General features: G+C 64.7%; 15 protein-coding genes. All 15 read left to right on the top strand.

All coding sequences use genetic code 11. The features are described from left to right. Positions 1-18: 18 nt before the first annotated feature. Positions 19-2,322: a heavy metal translocating P-type ATPase gene (locus B7Y64_RS09215; protein WP_291324562.1), complete on the top strand. Its 2,304-nt coding sequence runs from the start codon at positions 19-21 to the stop codon at positions 2,320-2,322. Between the two features lie 159 nt (positions 2,323-2,481). Further along, positions 2,482-3,546, top strand: coding sequence for a GTP-binding protein (locus B7Y64_RS09210; RefSeq protein ID WP_291324561.1), 1,065 nt, complete (start codon positions 2,482-2,484; stop codon positions 3,544-3,546). A gap of 181 nt (positions 3,547-3,727) precedes the next feature. Continuing rightward, the gene (gene dksA / locus B7Y64_RS09205) at positions 3,728-4,513 is read left to right on the top strand and encodes an RNA polymerase-binding protein DksA (protein ID WP_024812960.1); all 786 of its coding nucleotides are present in this window, start codon (positions 3,728-3,730) and stop codon (positions 4,511-4,513) included. Positions 4,514-4,559: 46 nt separating this feature from the next. Next, complete coding sequence (locus B7Y64_RS09200; protein WP_291324560.1) at positions 4,560-6,275, top strand: STAS domain-containing protein; 1,716 nt, start codon at positions 4,560-4,562, stop codon at positions 6,273-6,275. A 179-nt stretch (positions 6,276-6,454) separates the two neighbouring features. Further along, positions 6,455-7,021, top strand: coding sequence for an ATP-dependent protease subunit HslV (hslV, locus tag B7Y64_RS09195; RefSeq protein WP_035240780.1), 567 nt, complete (start codon positions 6,455-6,457; stop codon positions 7,019-7,021). A gap of 86 nt (positions 7,022-7,107) precedes the next feature. Beyond that, positions 7,108-8,433 (top strand): ATP-dependent protease ATPase subunit HslU, encoded by a 1,326-nt coding sequence (hslU, locus tag B7Y64_RS09190; protein WP_291324559.1) that lies wholly within the window; start codon positions 7,108-7,110, stop codon positions 8,431-8,433. A 363-nt stretch (positions 8,434-8,796) separates the two neighbouring features. Continuing rightward, entirely contained in the window at positions 8,797-9,225 is a 429-nt protein-coding gene (gene mraZ / locus B7Y64_RS09185) for a division/cell wall cluster transcriptional repressor MraZ (protein WP_024812956.1), read from the top strand. 8 nt (positions 9,226-9,233) lie between these two features. After that, positions 9,234-10,157: a 16S rRNA (cytosine(1402)-N(4))-methyltransferase RsmH gene (gene rsmH / locus B7Y64_RS09180; protein ID WP_024812955.1), complete on the top strand. Its 924-nt coding sequence runs from the start codon at positions 9,234-9,236 to the stop codon at positions 10,155-10,157. 43 nt (positions 10,158-10,200) lie between these two features. Beyond that, positions 10,201-10,500 (top strand): cell division protein FtsL, encoded by a 300-nt coding sequence (ftsL, locus tag B7Y64_RS09175; protein WP_291324558.1) that lies wholly within the window; start codon positions 10,201-10,203, stop codon positions 10,498-10,500. Next, positions 10,497-12,242: a penicillin-binding protein 2 gene (locus B7Y64_RS09170; protein ID WP_291324557.1), complete on the top strand. Its 1,746-nt coding sequence runs from the start codon at positions 10,497-10,499 to the stop codon at positions 12,240-12,242. Before ftsL ends, B7Y64_RS09170 begins: the two co-directional genes overlap by 4 nt. Then, positions 12,242-13,744, top strand: a complete 1,503-nt coding sequence (locus B7Y64_RS09165; protein WP_291324556.1) for a UDP-N-acetylmuramoyl-L-alanyl-D-glutamate--2,6-diaminopimelate ligase — start codon at positions 12,242-12,244, stop codon at positions 13,742-13,744. Before B7Y64_RS09170 ends, B7Y64_RS09165 begins: the two co-directional genes overlap by 1 nt. Continuing rightward, the gene (murF, locus tag B7Y64_RS09160; RefSeq protein ID WP_291324555.1) at positions 13,735-15,156 is read left to right on the top strand and encodes a UDP-N-acetylmuramoyl-tripeptide--D-alanyl-D-alanine ligase; all 1,422 of its coding nucleotides are present in this window, start codon (positions 13,735-13,737) and stop codon (positions 15,154-15,156) included. Before B7Y64_RS09165 ends, murF begins: the two co-directional genes overlap by 10 nt. Before the next feature lie 30 nt (positions 15,157-15,186). After that, positions 15,187-16,365 carry a phospho-N-acetylmuramoyl-pentapeptide-transferase gene (mraY, locus tag B7Y64_RS09155; protein ID WP_111867135.1) on the top strand — a complete coding sequence of 393 codons (1,179 nt, stop codon included), beginning with the start codon at positions 15,187-15,189 and terminating at the stop codon, positions 16,363-16,365. 359 nt (positions 16,366-16,724) lie between these two features. Beyond that, complete coding sequence (gene murD, locus B7Y64_RS09150; RefSeq protein ID WP_291328724.1) at positions 16,725-18,242, top strand: UDP-N-acetylmuramoyl-L-alanine--D-glutamate ligase; 1,518 nt, start codon at positions 16,725-16,727, stop codon at positions 18,240-18,242. Further along, positions 18,239-19,504, top strand: a complete 1,266-nt coding sequence (gene ftsW / locus B7Y64_RS09145) for a putative lipid II flippase FtsW (protein WP_024812948.1) — start codon at positions 18,239-18,241, stop codon at positions 19,502-19,504. Before murD ends, ftsW begins: the two co-directional genes overlap by 4 nt. Positions 19,505-19,619 lie beyond the last annotated feature (115 nt).

The raw sequence follows: 19,619 nt of genomic DNA, 5'->3' as shown, positions 1-19,619 counted from the left end.
CAAGCAAGGAAAGCAACCATGAGCCCATCTCCCCACACACCTCCCGCTCCGGCGGATGCCTGCGGCCATTGTTCGTGCACGCCGTCCGCTCCGCCCCCTGCACCGGCCGCCGGGCAGGGCGCTGAAAGCACCGCGCCGGGTGCCGGCCATGGGACTGTTTTTCGCATCGCATCCATGGACTGCGCGGCCGAGGAAAGCGAGATTCGCCACGCGTTGGCGGGTGTTTCGGGCCTGCGCGGTCTACATTTTCAGCTGGCTGCCCGCACGCTGGCCATCGATGCGCTGCCCTCGGCCATGCCGCAAATCCTGGCGGCCATCCGGCGGGCAGGGTTTGATCCGCAGCCCCTGGCACAAAGCGTTGCAGGCAAGGGCGCGCAGGCGCACAGCCACCAGCCGGGCACCGGGGGGCTGGGGCGCCTGGGCTTGGCGCTGGGGCTGGCCGTGGCCGCCGAGCTGCTGGCTTTTTGGGCGCCAGAGACGCGGGAGTTTCAGGTGGCGGGCATGGCGCTGGCCGCTGCCGCCATCTGGCTGGCCGGTTTTTCCACCTACCGCAAGGGCGTTGCTGCGCTCGGGCGGGGGCGGCTCAACATCAATGCGCTGATGACCGTGGCCGTGACCGGGGCGTTTGTCATCGGCCAGTGGCCCGAGGCCGCCATGGTGATGGCGTTGTATGCCCTGGCCGAGCTGATCGAGGCGCGTTCGGTGGACCGGGCGCGCAACGCCATCAAGGGCCTGCTCGACCTGGCCCCCGACACGGCCGAGGTGCGCCAGCCCCACGGCGCCTGGCAGCAGGCCGCGGCGGCCAGCGTGGCGCTGGACGCCGTGGTGCGCATCCGGCCGGGCGCGCGCGTGCCGCTCGATGGCGTGGTCATCGCGGGCGCGAGTGCGGTGAACCAGGCCTCGGTGACGGGCGAGAGCATGCCCGTGGACAAGACCGTGGGCGACACCCTGTTTGCCGGCACCATCAACGACACCGGCACCCTGGAAATGCGGGTCACGGCCACGGCCAGCAACACCACGCTGGCCCGCATCATCCATGCGGTCGAGCAGGCCCAGGGAAGCCGCGCGCCCACGCAGCAGTTTGTGGACAAGTTTGCCGCCATCTACACGCCCGTGGTGTTTGCGCTGGCCGTGGCAGTGGCAGTGCTCATGCCCTGGCTGGTGGATGTGGCATGGACGCAGGCGCTGTACAAGGCCCTGGTCCTGCTCGTGATTGCCTGCCCGTGTGCCCTGGTCATCGCCACGCCCGTCACGGTGGTGAGCGGCCTGGCGGCGGCCGCGCGGCGCGGCATTCTCATCAAGGGTGGGGTCTATCTGGAAACCGCCCACCAGATCAAGGCGATAGCGCTCGACAAGACCGGAACCATCACCGAAGGTAGGCCCCGGCTGGTGGCCACCGAGGTGCTGCCGTCGCCAGAGGGGAACGCCCCGGTGGCTTCGGCGCAGGTGCTGCGCTGGGCGGGCGATCTGGCGGGGCATTCCGACCACCCGGTATCACGCGCCATTGCGCAGGGGCTGGCCGCAGCGCAGGGTGCGGCCCCTGGCGCGGCACCTGGCGGTTCGCTGGAAGCCTTCACGGCGCTGCCGGGGCGTGGTGTGCAGGCCCGCATCGCAGGGCAGAGGCTGGTGCTGGGCAACCACCGCCTGATGGAGGAGCTGGGCCTGTGCAACCCCGGCATCGAGGCGCGGCTGGCCGCCCACGAGGCACAGGGGCGCACGGTGACACTGCTGGCGACCGATGCCGCTGTGCTGGCCTTGTTTGCCGTGGCCGACACCATCAAGGACAGCTCGCGCGAAGCACTGGCCGCGCTGCATGCGCTGGGCGTGGTGCCGGTCATGCTGACGGGTGACAACACCGTGACCGCCCGCACCGTCGCCGCCCAGGCAGGCCTCAATGAGGTGCAGGGCAACCTGCTGCCACAAGACAAGCTGGCGGCCATTGAGGCCCTTCAGGCGCGCCATGGCCTCACGGCGATGGTGGGGGACGGCATCAACGATGCCCCTGCACTGGCCCGGGCAGACATCGGCATCGCGATGGGGGCCGCCGGTACCGACACGGCCATGGAGGCCGCCGACGTGGTCATCATGAACGACGATTTGCGGCGCATTCCCCAGCTCATCCGGCTGTCGCGCCAGACCCGCACCGTGCTCTGGCAGAACATTGCCCTGGCGCTGGGCATCAAGGTGGTCTTTTTGTTCCTGGCGCTGTTCAACGGCGCATCGATGTGGATGGCCGTGTTTGCCGACATGGGGGCCAGCCTGATCGTGGTGTTCAACGGCCTGCGCATGCTGCGCGCGGTGGACGAGGCGCCAGCGAAATAGGGGAAATGTTGCTTGTACCGGCAGCAAGTGGCACGGTTTGGCAGTGTCCGGCACGGGCTTTGGTCCCCCGCTAAACTCTTCCCTTTTGCGGTCTGGCTCCCCAGCGCCACACCATTTGGCAGCGGGTTGCACGGCCCGTTGCATCTCCCAAGGTTTCCAATGTCCCTCATTCCTGTCACCATCCTCACCGGCTTTCTGGGTTCCGGAAAGACCACGCTGCTCAAGCGCCTGCTGAGCGAAGCCCATGGCCAGAAAATCGCCGTCATCGAAAACGAGTTTGGCGAAGAGAACATCGACAACGACATCCTGGTGACCGACTCGAAGGAGCAGATCGTGCAGATGAGCAACGGCTGCATCTGCTGCACCATCCGCGAAGACCTGCGCGAAACCCTGCAGTTGCTGGCAGCCAAAAAGCGCAAGGGCCTGCTTGCATTCGACCGCATCGTGATCGAAACCACCGGCTTGGCCGACCCCGGCCCGGTGACGCAGACCTTCTTCATGGACGAAGAAATCGCCGAAACCTACCTGATCGATTCGATCATCACGCTGGTGGACGCCAAACATGCCGCCCAGCAGCTCAATGACCGCCAGGAGGCGCGCCGCCAGGTGGGCTTTGCCGACCAGATCTTCCTGTCCAAGACCGATCTGGTGAGCGCCGGGGAAACCGATGCGCTGATCCATCGCTTGAAGCACATGAACCCGCGTGCGCCCATCAAGGCCGTGCACTTTGGCGAGGTGCCTCTCAAGGAGGTGCTGGACCTGCGGGGCTTCAACCTCAATGCCAAGCTCGATATCGACCCCGATTTCCTCAAGGAGGAAGAAGAGGCGCACGATCATCACGACCATGACCACGTGCATGGCGAGCAGTGCAACCACCCATCGCACCAGCACGGCCACGAAGGCCACGGGCACCACCACCATCACGACGATGACGTCAAAAGCTTCGTTTACCGCTCAGACCGCCCGTTCGATCCGGCCAAGCTGGAGGATTTTCTGGGTGCCATCGTCAACATCTATGGTCCGCGCATGTTGCGCTACAAGGGCGTGCTGAACATGCAGGGCACCGATCGCAAGGTGATTTTCCAGGGCGTGCACCAGCTCATGGGCAGTGACCTGGGCCCCCAGTGGGCCGAGGGTGAGGCGCGCACCAGCAAGATGGTGTTCATTGGCATAGACCTGCCCAAGGACATCTTTCTGCAGGGGCTGGAGCAGAGTCTGGTTTGACCGGATTGCACCTGGTGGGGCGGGTATGGCCCTACATCCTTTTGTGTTGTATCTGCAACGTTCCCGTTTGCCTTGGCGCAGGTCGATACAATCGCGCCCCGGTAAAACCCCGGAAGGCTTGCCACCCGCCCTTGGCTGCCTGTGCAGCCCGGGCCAGCCCGTTACGCGAGGAGTCCCGTCAGTGAAAGCCGAAACCAGCAAACCCAAGGCAGCCGCAAAAGCGGCCCCAACCGCGGCAAAAACTGCCGCCGCCCCAGCGGCAACCAAGGTTGCTGCAAAGGCTACTGCCAAGGCCACCCCCAAAGTTGCCCCACCGGCAGTGGCAGATGTGCCAGCCCAGCCTTTGCAGGCCGGCAGTCAAGTACCTGTGCGCAGCACCCGGCCTTCTTCCCGGCTGGCCCAATTGACCGTACCATCCATGGCACAGGCGGTGGCTTCAACCGCTGCCAAAGCCAGTTATCTACACACCATGCCCACGACTGCGCAAGTGCATCCCACCTATACGGCAGCCAAAAAAGACCCCAAATTGGCGAACAACTGGAAAACCAAGCCGGCCGAAGAGCTGACCGACGCCGAAGTGATGGCAATGCCCGACAGCGAGTACATGAACGACAAGCAGATGGCGTTCTTCCGTCTCAAGCTTGTCCATCTCAAGCAGGAAATCCACAACAGTGCCGGTGAAACCACCGAGCATCTGCGCGAAGACACCGTGGTGGTGCCCGATCCCGCCGACCGCGCCACCATCGAAGAAGAGCACGCACTGGAATTGCGCACCCGCGACCGCGAACGCAAGCTTCTCAAGAAAATCGAGCAATCCATTGGCCGCATCGATTCGGGCGACTATGGTTATTGCGACGAAACCGGCGAACCCATCGGCGTGGGACGCCTGATCGCCCGACCCACCGCCACGCTGTCGCTGGAGGCCCAGCAACGCCGTGAACTCAAACAAAAAATGTTTGGAGACTGAAGGCGAACCGGCCTGAACTCTTCATGCGCACACCGTCTGACTGCTTATGAGCAAGGAAGAAACCACACCCGGCGGCCTGCTGTCCAAGGTGGTGCGGTTTGTGCGCAACCCCACGGTCAACTGGACGGAGCTCGATTCGATCCAGGGCGACAGGGAGAGCCAGTACAGCAAGCAGATGCTCAAGGAGATGATCGAGCGCAAGCGTCGCAACGACTTCGTGCGCCGGCGTGAGTTCGATCAGTTGCGCAAACTGCGCCAGCGTGAAGTGTTGCAAGGCCAGCGCGCGGAAGACCCCACGGGCAGGCCATCGTTCTTTCAGAGCAGCATGGCTTCGCCCGACGAGCGCGCGGTCACGCTCAAGAAGATCGATGAGATCGAAGCGCAGATGTCCCAGCAGTGGTGGAAGAGCAAGCAGTCTGCAGATGCGCCCACCCAGCCTGCCAGCATGCAGCCCGCGGGCGATGAGGGCGCTGCTGCGCGCGCTTATGCCCCCACCACGCCCGGCACTTTGCAGGTTCCGCTGGAGGCCCGGCCCTCGGTGGCCCCTTTGTTTGCAGATGACAGCATGGCCATTGCGGGGTTTGGCGGCAAGGACGCCCCCATGCTGGCTGACGCACCTGCGGCGTCTTTCAGTACCGAAGCCCCTGGTGCCGAGTCTGAACCCGCAGTCGAACCGGAGGAATTCGTGCACGAACCCGATCTAGAAGAAGCCGCCATCCGGTTTGCCAATGGCGACCATGCGGGCGCTGAGTCTGGCCTGCTGGATGTTCTCGCCCAGCACGCGCAGGACGACCCGCAGCAGCAACTGGAAATCTGGATGACGCTGTTTGACCTGTACCGTGCGACAGGCCAGCAAGACCGTTTTGACACCCTGGCCATCGATTTTGCCGCGCGCTTCAGCCGGTCGGCTCCGCTGTGGTTTTCGATGCCCGATCAACTGGGGCTGGCTCCTGCAGCGGCCCCGGCTGCGGCACCGGTGGCGGCACGGCGTGATTTCAGCTGGGCTGCACCTTCGACGGTGGCGGTGTCGTCGGTGGCTGCGTTGCAGGCCGCGCTGGGGCGTGCCACATCGCCCTGGACCCTGGCCTGGGGCAGGCTGACCACCATCGACGAAGCGGCCGTGCCGCTGCTGGCCGACCAGTTCACCCAATGGGCGGATCGCAGCGGGCAGTTTGTGTTTTCAGGCGTGTCTGCGCTCAAGACCCTGCTGGAGAGCAAGACCCAGTCGGGCGACCGCTCCAACAGCCCTGAGTGGTGGCGCCTGCGCATGGCGGCCATGCGGCTCATGGCCAGCCCGGACGAGTTCGAGCTGGTGGCGCTGGATTACTGCGTAACCTTTGAAGTCTCGCCGCCCTCGTGGACCGCGCCGCGTTGCGGCTATTCCGACAGCGAAAACGCACCGGTGCCCGGTGCGCAGGCCGACGGGCAGGATCTGCTGGCCCCCGAGGCGGCCGACTCTGCGGTGCAGACCGCGCCCGAGGCGGCCCGGACGGCGGCGCTGAGCGGTCACATTGATGGCGATGCCACGCCCCTGCTGGAACCATTTGAGGCGCTGCTGCGCCCCGGTGAGCCCCTGACCATTGCCTGCGACCGGCTTATCCGCATTGATTTTGGCGCCGCCGGCTCGGTGCTCAACTGGGCGGCCGAACAGCAGTCCCACGGCCATGTGGTGCAATTCCACAACCTGCACCGTCTGGTGGCGGTTTTCTTCAACGTGATCGGTGTCAATGAGCACGCGTGGGTGGTTCCACGCAAAAATTAGTGACACCCCGCTGAAGGGGCTCAAGCCTTCCGCTGCCTCGCGCGCCCTGCGCGGGACCGGGGGCTACGCCGGCAACCGTGCAGGCACAGGCACTCGCTTGCACAGCGGCCGCTGGCCTCGCCAGTGCAGGTTGTGAGGCGTGCTTGCAAAATGGGCGGCAAGCCCCATCTGCCGCAGCTATGGACTCATCAAACGACAACCACCCGGTGTTTCACGGCACCACCATCCTGAGCGTGCGCCGCCAGACGCCCCAGGGCCTGCAGGTCGCCATTGGGGGCGACGGCCAGGTCACCCTGGGCAATATCATCGTCAAGGGCACGGCGCGCAAGGTGCGCAAGCTCTACCACGGCAAGGTGCTGGCGGGCTTTGCAGGCGCTACGGCCGACGCCTTCACGCTGTTCGAGCGTTTCGAAGCCAAGCTCGAAAAGCACCAGGGACACCTCACCCGCGCTGCCATCGAACTCACCAAGGACTGGCGCACCGACCGCGTGCTGCGTCGCCTGGAGGCCATGCTGGCCGTGGCCGACGCGAGTGCCTCGCTGATCATCACTGGCAATGGCGATGTGCTCGAACCCGAGCAGGGCATCGTGTCCATCGGCTCGGGCGGTGCCTATGCGCACTCCGCAGCCAAGGCGTTGCTGGTGAACACTGATTTGTCTGCACAGGAGATCGTCAAGAAGTCGCTTGAAATCGCCGGTGAACTTTGCATTTACACCAACATGAACCACACCATCGAAACGCTTTGATGGCGGGTGTTGGGTTGCTATATAATTAATAGCTTTTAGCGCTTATTGCATAAGCGCTAGAGCCATATTTGACTGGAATTTCTCCCATGTCGTCCATGACCCCCCAGGAAATCGTTTCCGAGCTTGACCGCCACATCGTTGGCCAGGCCAGTGCCAAGCGCGCCGTGGCCATTGCGCTGCGCAACCGCTGGCGCCGCCAGCAGGTTGAGGGCAGCCTGCGCCACGAAATCACGCCCAAGAACATCCTCATGATCGGGCCCACCGGCGTGGGCAAGACCGAGATTGCGCGCCGTCTGGCCCGGCTGGCCGATGCGCCTTTCATCAAGGTCGAAGCCACCAAGTTCACCGAGGTGGGCTATGTGGGCAAGGATGTGGACGCCATCATCCGCGACCTGGCGGAAATGGCTGTCAAGCAGACGCGCGAGTCTGAAATGAAGAAGGTGCGCACGCGCGCCGAAGATGCGGCCGAAGAACGCATCCTGGATGTGCTGATTCCGCCAGCCCGCGCCGCCGCGGGCACCGAGCCGGCCACGGACAGCACGGCTCGCCAGGTGTTTCGCAAGAAGCTGCGCGAAGGCAGCCTGGACGACAAGGACATCGAGATTGACCTGACCGAAAGCCGCCCGCAGGTGGAGCTCATGGGCCCAGCGGGCATGGAGGAAATGACCGAGCAGTTGCGTGGCATGTTCAGCCAGATGGGGCAGGACAAGCGCAAGACCCGCAAGCTCAAGATCGCCGAGGCCCTGAAGCTGCTCACCGAGGAGGAGGCCGGCAAGCTGGTGAACGAGGAAGAGATCCGCACCCGCGCCATCGCCAATGCCGAGCAGAACGGCATCGTTTTCATTGACGAGATCGACAAGGTGGCGGCGCGCCAGGAGACCAGCGGCGCCGATGTGTCCCGCCAGGGCGTGCAGCGCGACCTGCTGCCTCTGGTGGAGGGCACCACGGTGTCCACCAAATACGGCATGGTCAAGACGGACCACATCCTGTTCATCGCTTCCGGCGCGTTCCACCTGTCCAAGCCCAGCGACCTGATTCCCGAACTGCAGGGGCGCTTTCCGATCCGGGTGGAGCTCGAATCCTTGTCGGTGCAGGATTTTGAAGCCATCCTCACGCAGACACACGCCTCGCTCGTCAAGCAATACCAGGCGCTGCTGGCCACTGAAGGGGTTGCGCTCGACTTCCTGCCTGAAGGCATCACCCGCCTGGCGCACATTGCCTTTGATGTGAACGAGCGCACGGAAAACATCGGTGCACGCCGCTTGTCCACCGTGATGGAGCGGCTGCTGGACGATGTCAGCTTCGATGCGGCGCGCCTTTCTGGCCAGACGATCACCGTGGACGCGGCCTATGTCGACACGCGGCTGCAAACCCTGAGTCAGGACGAAGACCTGTCGCGCTACATCCTCTGACGCAGATTCGCAGCCTGGGCGGTTCCGGCCTCTGCGCTGCGCTGCCTTGGCGCCCCGCAGCGCTGTCTGCGGCTTCGCGCCCCGTGCTGCATCGGATTGCCCATTCCCGCAGAGGCATGTTCTGCCTTCAGGTATCACTTGAGTAGGCACTTGTAAGTGCTTATTGGATAACAGGTTTTACTGTTTTCCTTCTTCTAAAAACGCTCCTAAGTCCTTGATTTCATTGCAAAAGTTTGTTGCAAGCCCTCTTGTCATGAGTGCTTTTCCTGCTACAGTGCAAAAAAGTGCAATTAAGTGGTGAAAAGTGCCCTTGGACTCCGTTTTTCGGATTCCGGGGTATCAACCGAGTAGGGGAATCGTTAAGTGTTTCAAGGTGCCTCGTCGCTGAGTCTCGATGCGAAGGGTCGGCTGTCTGTGCCGACCCGGCACCGTGACGTCCTGAGCGCGACTGCGGCTGGCCAACTCACGATCACCAAGCACCCCCATGGCTGCCTGATGGTGTTTCCCCGCCCCGAATGGGAGAAGTTTCGCGAACGCATTGGCCAGCTGCCCATGGCGGCCCAGTGGTGGAAGCGGATCTTTCTGGGCAACGCCATGGATGTCGAGATGGATGCCACCGGCCGCGTGCTGGTGTCGCCCGAGTTGCGCCAGGCGGCCGGTATCGCCAAGGATGCGATCTTGCTGGGCATGGGCAACCACTTCGAGCTGTGGGACAAGGCCACTTACGACGCGCAGGAAGCGCAGGCCATGCAGGGCGAAATGCCCGATGTGTTCAAGGATTTTTCTTTTTAAGGCCCGTGGTGACCCCTGATCTGCAACACACCACCGTCCTGCTGGATGAAGCCGTGGACGCGCTGCTGGGCGGCGCGGGCCCCGAGCCTGCCGGCACCTGGGTGGACGCCACCTTTGGGCGTGGCGGCCACTCCCGGCGAATTTTGCTGCGGCTGGGGCCGCAGGGGCGCCTTGTGGCGTTCGACAAGGACCCGGAAGCCATCCACGAGGCAACGCGCATCACCGATGCGCGTTTTTCCATTCGGCACGAAGGTTTTCGCCATCTGGCGGATTTGCCGCCGGGCAGCGCGGCCGGGGTGCTGATGGACCTGGGGGTGAGCTCACCCCAGATCGACAGCCCCGAGCGCGGTTTCAGTTTTCGTTTTGATGGCCCGCTGGATATGCGCATGGACACCACGCGGGGCGAAAGCGTGGCCCAGTGGCTGGCCACTGCCGAGGTTCAACAGATTGCGGAGGTGATACGTGACTACGGTGAAGAACGGTTTGCTGGCCCCATTGCAAAGGCGATTGTTGCTCGGCGCGAGGAACGGGGGCCTCTTGCAACCACCGCCGAACTGGCCGATCTCGTGGCTGGCGCGGTCAAGACCCGCGAGTCGGGCCAGAACCCTGCAACGCGCACATTTCAGGCTTTGCGGATTTTCATCAACGCTGAGCTTGAAGAGCTGCAGCAAGCCCTAGAAGCCAGCCTGTCGGTGCTGCAGCCTGGCGGGCGATTGGTGGTGATCAGCTTTCATTCGCTGGAAGACCGCATCGTCAAGCAGTTTATTGCGCAGCATTCCAAGGAGGTTTACGACCGCCGGATGCCTTTTGCTCCGCCCAAGGTCATGAAGTTGGTCGCGCTGGACCGGATCAAGCCGAGCGCGGCCGAAGTGTCAGCCAACCCCCGTTCGCGCAGCGCCATCATGCGCGTTGCAGAGCGCACGGAGGCCTGACAATGCACGCCGCTGGCGCCAATGCAAGCCGGGGAGTCGCCGCATGACCCGGCTCAATCTCGTCCTGCTAGTGGCGGTGATGGCCAGTGCCCTGTATCTGGTGCACACGCAGTACGAATCGCGCCGCCTGTTTACCCAGCTGGACCGCGCGGTGTCTGAGTCGCGCCGCCTGGAGACCGAGCACCAGCGGCTGCAGGTGGAAAAGCGCGCGCAGGCCACGCCGCTGCGGGTGGAAAAGCTGGCACGGGCCCAGTTGCACATGCGCACCGCTACCCCCGCCATCACCCAGTATGTCGCTGATCCTGCGGGCGCCGTCACATCCGCGTCGGAGTCGAAGCCATGAGCCGCAGCGTGCTCTACACCTCCAGCCCCCTGCTGGCCAGCAAGACGCCTGTGTGGCGCAGCAAGTTCATTGTTGCCATGATTGCGCTGGGCTTTGCCGGGTTGGCAGCGCGTGCGGCCTATGTGCAGGTGTTTGGCAACGCATTTTTTCAGCGGCAGGGTGAGGTGCGCTTTGCGCGCACGCTCGAACTGCCCGCCAATCGGGGCAAGATTCTCGATCGCAATGGGCTCATTCTGGCCTCCAGTGTGCCGGCGGCCAGCATCTGGGCCATCCCCGAAGACGTGGAGCAGGACAAGCCCGAGGTGCGTGCCAAGCTCAAGCAGTTGGCCCGTCTGCTTGGCATGTCCCAGGCCGAGCTGAACGCCAGGCTGGCGGACGAGGACAAGACCTTTGTCTGGGTCAAGCGCCAGCTCGATTGGGACGTAGGCCAGCAGATTGCGGCGCTGAACATCAAGGGCATCTACCAGCGCAAGGAATACAAGCGCCAGTACCCCGAGGGTGAATCGGCCGCGCATGTGGTGGGCTTCACCAATGTGGAAGACAAGGGCCAGGAGGGCATGGAACTGGCCTTCAACAGCGAGCTGGCCGGGCGCGCCGGCTCGCGCCGCGTGATCAAGGACCGCCTGGGCCGCGTGGTCGAAGGCGTGGGCGAGACCGTGCCGCCGGTGGATGGCCGCGACATGCAGCTGTCCATCGACAGCAAGGTGCAGTTTTTTGCCTATCAAAAGCTGCGCGATCAGGTGGCGGCGCACAAGGCCAAGGCCGGTAGCGTGGTGGTGCTTGATGCGCACACCGGCGAGTTGCTGGCGCTGGCCAACTATCCCAGCTATGTGCCCGACAAGCGCCAGAACCTCACCGGCGAGCAATTGCGCAACCGTGCGCTGACCGATGTGTTCGAGCCCGGCTCCACCATGAAGCCGTTCACCATCGGTCTGGCGCTGGAATCGGGCCGCATGCGGCCAGACACCGTCATCGACACCACGCCGGGCCGGCTCACCATCACCGGCTCCACCATTTCGGATACGCACAACTACGGTGCGCTCACCGTCGAGGGCGTCATCCAGAAGTCCAGCAACGTGGGCACCACCAAGATCGCCATGCAGATACCCGCACGCGAGATGTGGGAGACCTTCTCTGCCGCCGGATTCGGCCAGAAGCCGCAACTCGCTTTTCCTGGCGTGGTGAGTGGCCGTCTGCGGCCCTACAAGACCTGGCGCCCGATCGAACAGGCCACCATGTCCTATGGCTACGGCCTGTCGGCCAGCCTGTTCCAGATGGCGCGGTCGTACACCGTATTCGCCAACGGTGGGCGCGTCATTCCTGCCACCATGCTCAAAAGTACCGAGCCCGCCATCGGCGTGCCCGTGTTTTCCGAGCGCACGGCCGACCAGGTGCGCAAGATGCTGCAGATGGCCGCTGGGCCCGGCGGCACGGGGCAAAAGGCACAGACCGTGGGCTACTCGGTGGGCGGAAAGTCTGGCACCGCCCGCAAGCAGGTGGGCAAAAGCTACGCCGCCGGCAAATACCGCGCCTGGTTTACCGGCATGGCACCCATCGACAAGCCGCGCATCATCGTGGCCGTGATGATCGACGAACCCAGCAACGGCCAGGTGTATGGCGGCCTCGTGGCGGCGCCGGTGTTCAGCGAGGTGGTGCAGCAGACCTTGCGCATGATGGGCGTGCAGCCGGACGTGGCCGTCAAGCCGCAGATCATGACCGACGGGGTGGAGGAGTCGCTGTGATGCATACATTGACCACTGCCCATGACGCCGTGCAATGGCTGCGTGAGCGCGTCACCGGCACCTTGCAGACCGACAGCCGTCTGATTCGCCCGGGTGACGGATTCATTGCCTGGCCGGGCGCCGCCACCGATGGGCGTGCCCATGTGGCCGATGCCATGGTGCGGGGCGCCACAGCCTGTCTGGTGGAGCAGTCGGGTGTGGAGGCGTTCGGGTTCACGGGCGACCACATGGCCGCATTGCATGGCCTCAAGGGCGCCACCGGGCCCATTGCCGCACAGTGGTTTGATCACCCCACCAGTCAACTCGCCGTGCTGGCAGTGACAGGAACCAACGGCAAGACCAGCACCGCGTGGTGGCTGGCGGGCGCCCTGAATGCACTATCAAATAGAGAGCTACCTGCGCTTGCTGGCTGTGCGTTGGTGGGTACTTTGGGTATGGGTTTTGCGCCAGCCCTTGAATCCACGGGTATGACTACCCCCGACCCGGTGCGCCTGCAGCGCGCGTTTCGCCAGTATGTTGATCAGGGGTTGGGCGCGTGCGCCATCGAGGCGTCTTCCATCGGGCTGGCCGAAGCGCGCCTGGATGGCACGCTAATTCGCACGGCCATCTTCACCAATTTCACCCAGGACCATCTCGACTACCACGGCAGCATGGCCGACTACTGGCTGGCCAAGCGGGCCTTGTTTGACTGGCCGGGTCTGCAGGCGGCCGTCATCAACGTGGACGATCCGGCCGGAGTGCAGCTGCATTCCGAACTGTCGGGGCGCGCGCTGGATCTGTGGAGCATCTCGGCCCACGGACCGGCGCGGTTGGCGGCGCGGGACATTGCCCTGGGCGACCAGGGGCTGCGCTTCACGGTGGTGGAAGGCGCAGAGCAGCGGACATTGCAAACCTGCGTGATTGGCCACTACAACGTGCTGAACCTGCTGGGCGTGCTGGCCACGCTGCGCAGCCAGGGCGTGCCGCTGCTTGATGCCGTGCGCGCCTGCGCGGGCCTGCAACCCGTGCCCGGCCGCATGCAGCGGCTGGTGGCGCCGGGGCAGCCGTTGGTGGCGGTGGACTACGCCCACACCCCCGATGCCCTGGACAAGGCCTTGCAGGCGCTGCGCCCGCTGGCGGTTGAACGCGGTGGCCAGCTGTGGTGCGTGTTTGGTTGCGGCGGCGACCGCGATGCCGGCAAGCGCCCGCTGATGGGTGCCGTGGCGCAGCAGCATGCCGACTGGGTGGTGGTGACCAGCGACAACCCGCGCAGCGAAGAGCCGGTGGCCATCCTGCACCAGATTCTGCAAGGCACGATCGCGGGCGAGACCGTGCGGGCCGAGCCCGATCGCGCTGCCGCCATTGCATTGGCGATTGGCGAAGCCGATGCAGCCGACGTGGTGCTGATTGCCGGTAAGGGCCATGAGGATTACCAGGAAACGGCCGGTGTGCGCCGGCCATTTGACGACATGGCGCAGGCGCAGGCAGCCCTGACCGCCCGGGGGGCCAGCACATGGGCATGATGAATCTGCGGCAAGCGCTGGACTTTATTCGCCAAAGCATTCCCCAGGCACGCCTGGTGGGCGATGGGGCAACCCCGTTGGCACGCGTGCACACGGACACCCGCACGCTGCAGCCGGGTGACCTGTTTGTAGCGCTCAAGGGCGAACGCTTTGATGCCAATGCCTTCCTGGCCGACGCCCGCGATGCGGGTGCCGTGGCAGCCGTGGCCCATGGCGGGCTTGAAGTTGCCGGGCTGCCCGGCATCGAGGTGCCCGACAGCCTGGCTGCGCTGGGCGCGTTGGCCACCGCGTGGCGTGCCCAGTTCAGCCTGCCGCTGATTGGCATCACGGGCAGCAACGGCAAGACGACGGTGACGCAGATGGTGGCGTCCATCCTGCGCGCCTGGAAGGGTGACGCGGCCTTTGCCACACAGGGCAACTTCAACAATGACATCGGCGTGCCCCTGACGCTGCTGCGCCTGCGGGCAGAGCACGCCGCCGCGGTGATCGAGATGGGCATGAACCATCCCGGCGAAATTGCCACCCTGGCCGCCATCGCGCAGCCCACGGTGGCGCTGGTCAACAACGCACAACGCGAACACCTCGAATTCATGCACACGGTGCAGGCCGTGGCAGAAGAAAACGGCTCGGTGCTGGCGGCGCTGCCCGCCGATGGCGTGGCTGTGTTCCCTGCAGGTGATGCCTACACCGGCCTGTGGGCGCGCCTTGCTGCGCCGCGCCGGTGCATCACCTTTGGCGCGGGGGGCGATGTGCAGTGTGGGCGCGCCAGCTGGGAGCAAGGCAAATGGCAGGTCGAGATGACCACACCCGTCGGGGCGTTGTCGTGCACCCTGCAGATTGCGGGACTGCACAACGTCACCAATGCGCTGGCCGCTGCCGCCTGCGCCGTGGCGGCTGGCGTTTCGCTGGATGCCATTGCGCGCGGCCTAACTGCATTCAGCCCCGTCAAGGGGCGCTCGCGCGCGCTCAGCGTGCGGCATGCGGGGCGCGACATCACCGTGGTGGATGACACCTACAACGCCAACCCCGACTCCATGCGCGCCGCCATCGATGTGCTGGCCGCACTTCCCGCACCGCAGCTGCTGGTGATGGGCGACATGGGCGAGGTGGGTGACCAGGGCCCGCAGTTTCACGCTGAGGCTGGCGCCCATGCGCGCGCGGCGGGCATTGCGCACCTGTATGCGCTGGGCGTGCAGTCGGCCAACGCCGCCCAGGCGTTCGGCGCCGCAAGGCATTTTGACAACATGGCATCGCTGCAGGCGGCGGTGCTCGAGGCATTGCCCCAGGTGGGCAGCGTGCTGGTGAAGGGATCGCGGTTCATGAAGATGGAACAGGTGGTGGAGGCGATGGTCGCCAACGCAGAACAACAAGAAATCGTCCATTCGGAGGCGCCGCATGATGCAAGCCATTGATGCCCGCCGTACCGTGCAAGGAGGTGTCCCATGCTGCTGATGCTGTCGCAATGGCTGCAGGGTCTGTCGCCCGAGTTCGGCTTTTTTCGGGTGTTCCAGTACCTCACCTTCCGCGCCGTGATGGCCGCCATGACGGCGCTGCTCATTGGCTTGGTGGCGGGCCCCAAGGTGATCCGCGTGCTCACCTCGCTCAAGATCGGCCAGCCGATTCGCGGCTATGCGATGCAGTCGCACCTGTCCAAGAGCGGCACGCCCACCATGGGCGGCGTGCTCATCTTGCTGTCGATTGCTATATCCACGCTGCTGTGGTTTGACCTGTCCAACCGCTTTGTCTGGATCGTGCTGCTGGTCACGCTGGGTTTTGGTGCCATTGGCTGGGTGGACGACTGGCGCAAGGTGGTCAACAAGGACCCCGAGGGCATGCGCTCGCGCGAGAAGTATTTCTGGCAGTCGGTCATCGGCCTGATTGCAGCGCTGTACCTGGTGTTCAGCATTTCCGAGAGCTCCAACGCCAAGGTGTGGGAGCTTTTCGTGGGCTGGGTGCAGTCGGGTTTCTCGCTCGACCTGCCGCCCAAGGCGGGGTTGCAGTTGCCGTTCTTCAAAGAGATCAGCTACCCGCTGGGTGTGCTGGGTTTTGTCATCCTCACCTACCTCGTCATCGTGGGCTCCAGCAACGCCGTCAACCTGACCGACGGTCTGGACGGCCTGGCCATCATGCCGGTGGTGATGGTGGGCTCGGCCCTGGGTGTGTTTGCCTATGTCACCGGCAGCTCGGTGTATTCGAAATACCTGATTTTTCCGCACATCCCCGGCTCCGGCGAGCTCTTGATCTTTTGCGCTGCCATGGCGGGCGCAGGCCTGGCATTTCTCTGGTTCAACGCCCATCCGGCGCAGGTGTTCATGGGCGATGTCGGCGCGTTGGCACTGGGCGCTGCGCTGGGCACCATCGCCGTCATCGTGCGCCAGGAGATCGTGCTGGCCATCATGGGCGGCATTTTTGTGGTCGAGGCGCTGTCGGTGATGCTGCAGGTGGCCTGGTTCAAGTACACCAAAAAGCGTTATGGCGAAGGCCGCCGCCTGCTGAAGATGGCACCCCTGCACCACCACTTTGAAAAGAGCGGATGGAAGGAAACGCAGGTGGTCGTGCGCTTCTGGATCATCACCATGCTGCTGTGCCTGGTAGGCCTGTCTACCCTGAAACTGCGATGAGCGACAACGACCCCATTCTTCCTGCCCACCCCGTGGCCACGCCTTTGGAGGCAGGGGCGGGTGCGCCCAGCGCCCCGCTTGCGCCAGCCGCAGGCGCTGGTGAGTTGCGTGCGGTCACAGACGAGGCCCCGGGCGTCGCAGCAAGTGCTGGTCGCAGTGGCAGCACCTGGAGCCTGGACAAGGCCCCGGCCATTTCTGCCGCCAAGGCTGCGGCCGATTTTGTGGCGCAGATCTTTGCCGAAGTGGCCGCGCCAGAGCCCACGCCCGCCGTGTTGCCAATGGCTGCGCAAGACGGTGGCGAATCGGCGGCCGACCCCGCTCAGGCCCCTGCCGAGCCGGCCGGTCGCCCAGGCGAAGGCATGGCGCCGCTGCAAGACCAGAACATCCTCATCCTCGGGCTGGGTGCTTCGGGCCTGGCCATGGCGCGCTGGTGCGTGCGCTGCGGCGCGCATGTCACCGTGGCCGATACGCGGCAGTTGCCTCCCCAGCTGGCTGCCTTGCAGCAAGAGCTGCCACAGGTGCGTTTCGTGGCGGGCGCCTTTGGTGTGCATCTGGTGCAAGGGCAGGGCCTGCACGCGGTGTACCGCTCGCCAGGGTTGAGTCCTGACTCAATTGCTCCTGTTTTCGTAGCTGCTAGCGCAATGGGTATAAGCACTGGAGGCGAATTAAGCTTGTATTCCATGGCCCTTGCCGCACTGCGCGCTGCGCACGGGTATGCGCCAGCGGTGCTGGCAATCACCGGCACCAATGGCAAGACCACGGTCACCTCGCTCACGGGCCAGCTGGTCGAGCGCGCGGGCAAAACCGTGGCCGTGGCCGGCAATATCGGCCCCACGTTGCTCGATACGCTGGCGTCCCATATCGACGCGGGCACGCTTCCCCAGGTGTGGGTGCTGGAGCTGTCGAGTTTTCAGCTCGACGGCGTGGTGGACTTTGAGCCCACGGCCGCCACGGTGCTCAACATCACGCAGGACCACCTGGACTGGCATGGCGACATGCAGGCCTATGCCGCTGCAAAGGCACGCATCTTCGGGCAGAGCGCAGTCATGGTGCTCAACCGCGACGAACCAGCGGTGATGGCCATGCTGCCGGAGCCCGTGCGCGTGAAATTGCAAAAACCTCAGCAGCGCGCGCACACCACATTTGGCGGCGACATGCCCCGGCGCCCGGGCGACTTCGGCATCGAAATGGTGAGCGGCATGGCCTGGCTGGTGCGTGCCCTGGAGTCGGACGAAACCCGCAAGCGCGGCCGCAGCGAAGAGCCCGAGCTGCACATCCAGCGCCTGCTGCCGGCCGATGCGTTGCGCATTCGCGGGCGCCACAACGCCATCAACGCCCTGGCAGCCCTGGCGCTGGCCTGTGAGGCGGGTTGCGCTTTGTCCCCCATGCTGTATGGCTTGCGCGAGTACCGCGGCGAGCCGCACCGTGTGGAACCCATTGGTGTGGTGGCAGGCGTGGAATATTTCGACGACAGCAAGGGCACCAATGTGGGCGCCACGGTGGCGGCGCTGTCCGGTCTGGGGGCAGATCGCCGCCTCGTGGTGATTCTGGGCGGCGAGGGCAAGGGGCAAGACTTTTCGCCGCTGGCAGCGCCGGTGGCGCGCTGTGCGCGGGCAGTGGTTCTGATGGGCCGGGATGCACCGTTGATTCGCGCTGCACTGCAGGGTGCGGGTGTTGCGCTGGTCGATGCGCAGACGCTGCCGCACGCCGTGCAGTTGGCCGCGCAGCACGCCCGTCCGGGCGATGCGGTGTTGATGTCTCCCGCCTGCGCCAGCTTTGACATGTTTCGGGACTACGCACACCGTGCCCAGGTGTTCTGCGACGCTGTGCGCGAGCTGGCGCACGACGCCGGACAGGAACTGGAGGGCATGCAATGACCGCCGCCACCAGTGCATGGCAACGCCTTACGGCTTGGCTGGGAGGGCTGTCGGGCAAGGCCGCCGATGTGCTGCCGGTGCGCGTGGGCGGCACCGATTACAGCCCCACCCGCAGCACGCCCGCCGCCGTGCTGGGTTTTGACCAGACCCTGCTGTGGGTGGTGGTGGCGCTGCTGGCCTGGGGGTTGGTCATGGTGTATTCGGCGTCGATTGCCATGCCGGACAACCCCCGTTTTGGCAAGATCGCGCCCACCCACTTCCTCATGCTTCACGCGCGTGCGCTGGTTGTCGGTTTTGTAGTGGCGCTGCTGGCGTTCCAGGTGTCCATGGCCACCTGGGAGCGTGTGGCGCCCTGGTTGTTCGTGGTCTCCATCGTCCTGCTGGTGGCGGTGCTGATCCCGCATGTGGGCATTGTGGTCAATGGTGCGCGGCGCTGGCTGTCGCTGGGTATCATGAACTTCCAGCCCTCGGAGCTGGCCAAGTTTGCCGTGCTGGTGTATGCGTCCGACTACATGGTGCGCAAGATGGATGTGAAAGAGCGCTTCTTTCGCGCCGTGCTGCCCATGGGCGCCGCCGTGGCCATTGTGGGTGTGCTGCTGCTGGCCGAGCCGGACATGGGCGCCTTCATGGTGGTGGCGGTGATCGCCATGGGCATCCTGTTCCTGGGCGGCGTCAATGCGCGCATGTTCTTCCTGATTGCGGGCGTGCTGGTCTCGGCCTTCGCCGTCATGATCGCCAGTTCGCCCTGGCGGCGCGAGCGCGTGTTTGCCTACCTCGACCCGTTCAGCGAAGAGCACGCGCTGGGCAAGGGCTACCAGCTTTCGCATTCGCTCATTGCCATCGGGCGTGGGGAAATCTTTGGCGTGGGGCTGGGCGGCAGCGTTGAAAAGCTCCACTGGCTGCCCGAGGCGCACACCGACTTCCTGCTGGCCGTCATCGGCGAAGAGTTTGGCCTGGTGGGCGTGCTCACGCTCATCGTGCTGTTTGTCTGGATGACACGCCGCATCATGCACATCGGCCGCCAGGCCATCGCCCTGGACCGTGTATTCGCTGGCCTGGTGGCGCAGGGCGTGGCCATCTGGATGGGCTTTCAGGCCTTCATCAACATGGGCGTGAACCTGGGCGCGCTGCCGACCAAGGGACTCACGCTGCCGCTGATGAGCTTTGGCGGCTCTGCCATCCTGATGAACCTCGTCGCGCTCGCGGTCGTATTGCGCGTGGATTATGAAAACAAACTGCTCATGCGCGGAGGCCGCGTATGAGCAGTTTGTTTCACCAAAACAGGCTGCAGCAGCGTGTCAACGCTGCCGAATGCGGAGCATTCGATGCGCGGAGGCCGCGTATGAGCAATTTGTTTCGCCAGAACAAGCTCCGCAT

It is taken from the genome of Acidovorax sp. 35-64-16 (assembly GCF_002281195.1).
Lineage (GTDB): Bacteria > Pseudomonadota > Gammaproteobacteria > Burkholderiales > Burkholderiaceae_C > Acidovorax > Acidovorax defluvii.
This window is presented reverse-complemented; position numbering and strand designations above follow the sequence as displayed.

Excerpts from the sequence above, each read along its gene's own strand:
- B7Y64_RS09215 (WP_291324562.1), top strand. The coding sequence starts at position 19 with ATGAGCCCATCTCCCCACACACCTCCCGCTCCGGCGGATGCCTGCGGC.
- B7Y64_RS09210 (WP_291324561.1), top strand. The coding sequence starts at position 2,482 with ATGTCCCTCATTCCTGTCACCATCCTCACCGGCTTTCTGGGTTCCGGA.
- B7Y64_RS09200 (WP_291324560.1), top strand. The coding sequence starts at position 4,560 with ATGAGCAAGGAAGAAACCACACCCGGCGGCCTGCTGTCCAAGGTGGTG.
- hslV (WP_035240780.1), top strand. The coding sequence starts at position 6,455 with ATGGACTCATCAAACGACAACCACCCGGTGTTTCACGGCACCACCATC.
- hslU (WP_291324559.1), top strand. The coding sequence starts at position 7,108 with ATGTCGTCCATGACCCCCCAGGAAATCGTTTCCGAGCTTGACCGCCAC.
- ftsL (WP_291324558.1), top strand. The coding sequence starts at position 10,201 with ATGACCCGGCTCAATCTCGTCCTGCTAGTGGCGGTGATGGCCAGTGCC.
- B7Y64_RS09170 (WP_291324557.1), top strand. The coding sequence starts at position 10,497 with ATGAGCCGCAGCGTGCTCTACACCTCCAGCCCCCTGCTGGCCAGCAAG.
- B7Y64_RS09165 (WP_291324556.1), top strand. The coding sequence starts at position 12,242 with ATGCATACATTGACCACTGCCCATGACGCCGTGCAATGGCTGCGTGAG.
- murF (WP_291324555.1), top strand. The coding sequence starts at position 13,735 with ATGGGCATGATGAATCTGCGGCAAGCGCTGGACTTTATTCGCCAAAGC.
- mraY (WP_111867135.1), top strand. The coding sequence starts at position 15,187 with ATGCTGCTGATGCTGTCGCAATGGCTGCAGGGTCTGTCGCCCGAGTTC.
- murD (WP_291328724.1), top strand. The coding sequence starts at position 16,725 with ATGGCGCCGCTGCAAGACCAGAACATCCTCATCCTCGGGCTGGGTGCT.
- ftsW (WP_024812948.1), top strand. The coding sequence starts at position 18,239 with ATGACCGCCGCCACCAGTGCATGGCAACGCCTTACGGCTTGGCTGGGA.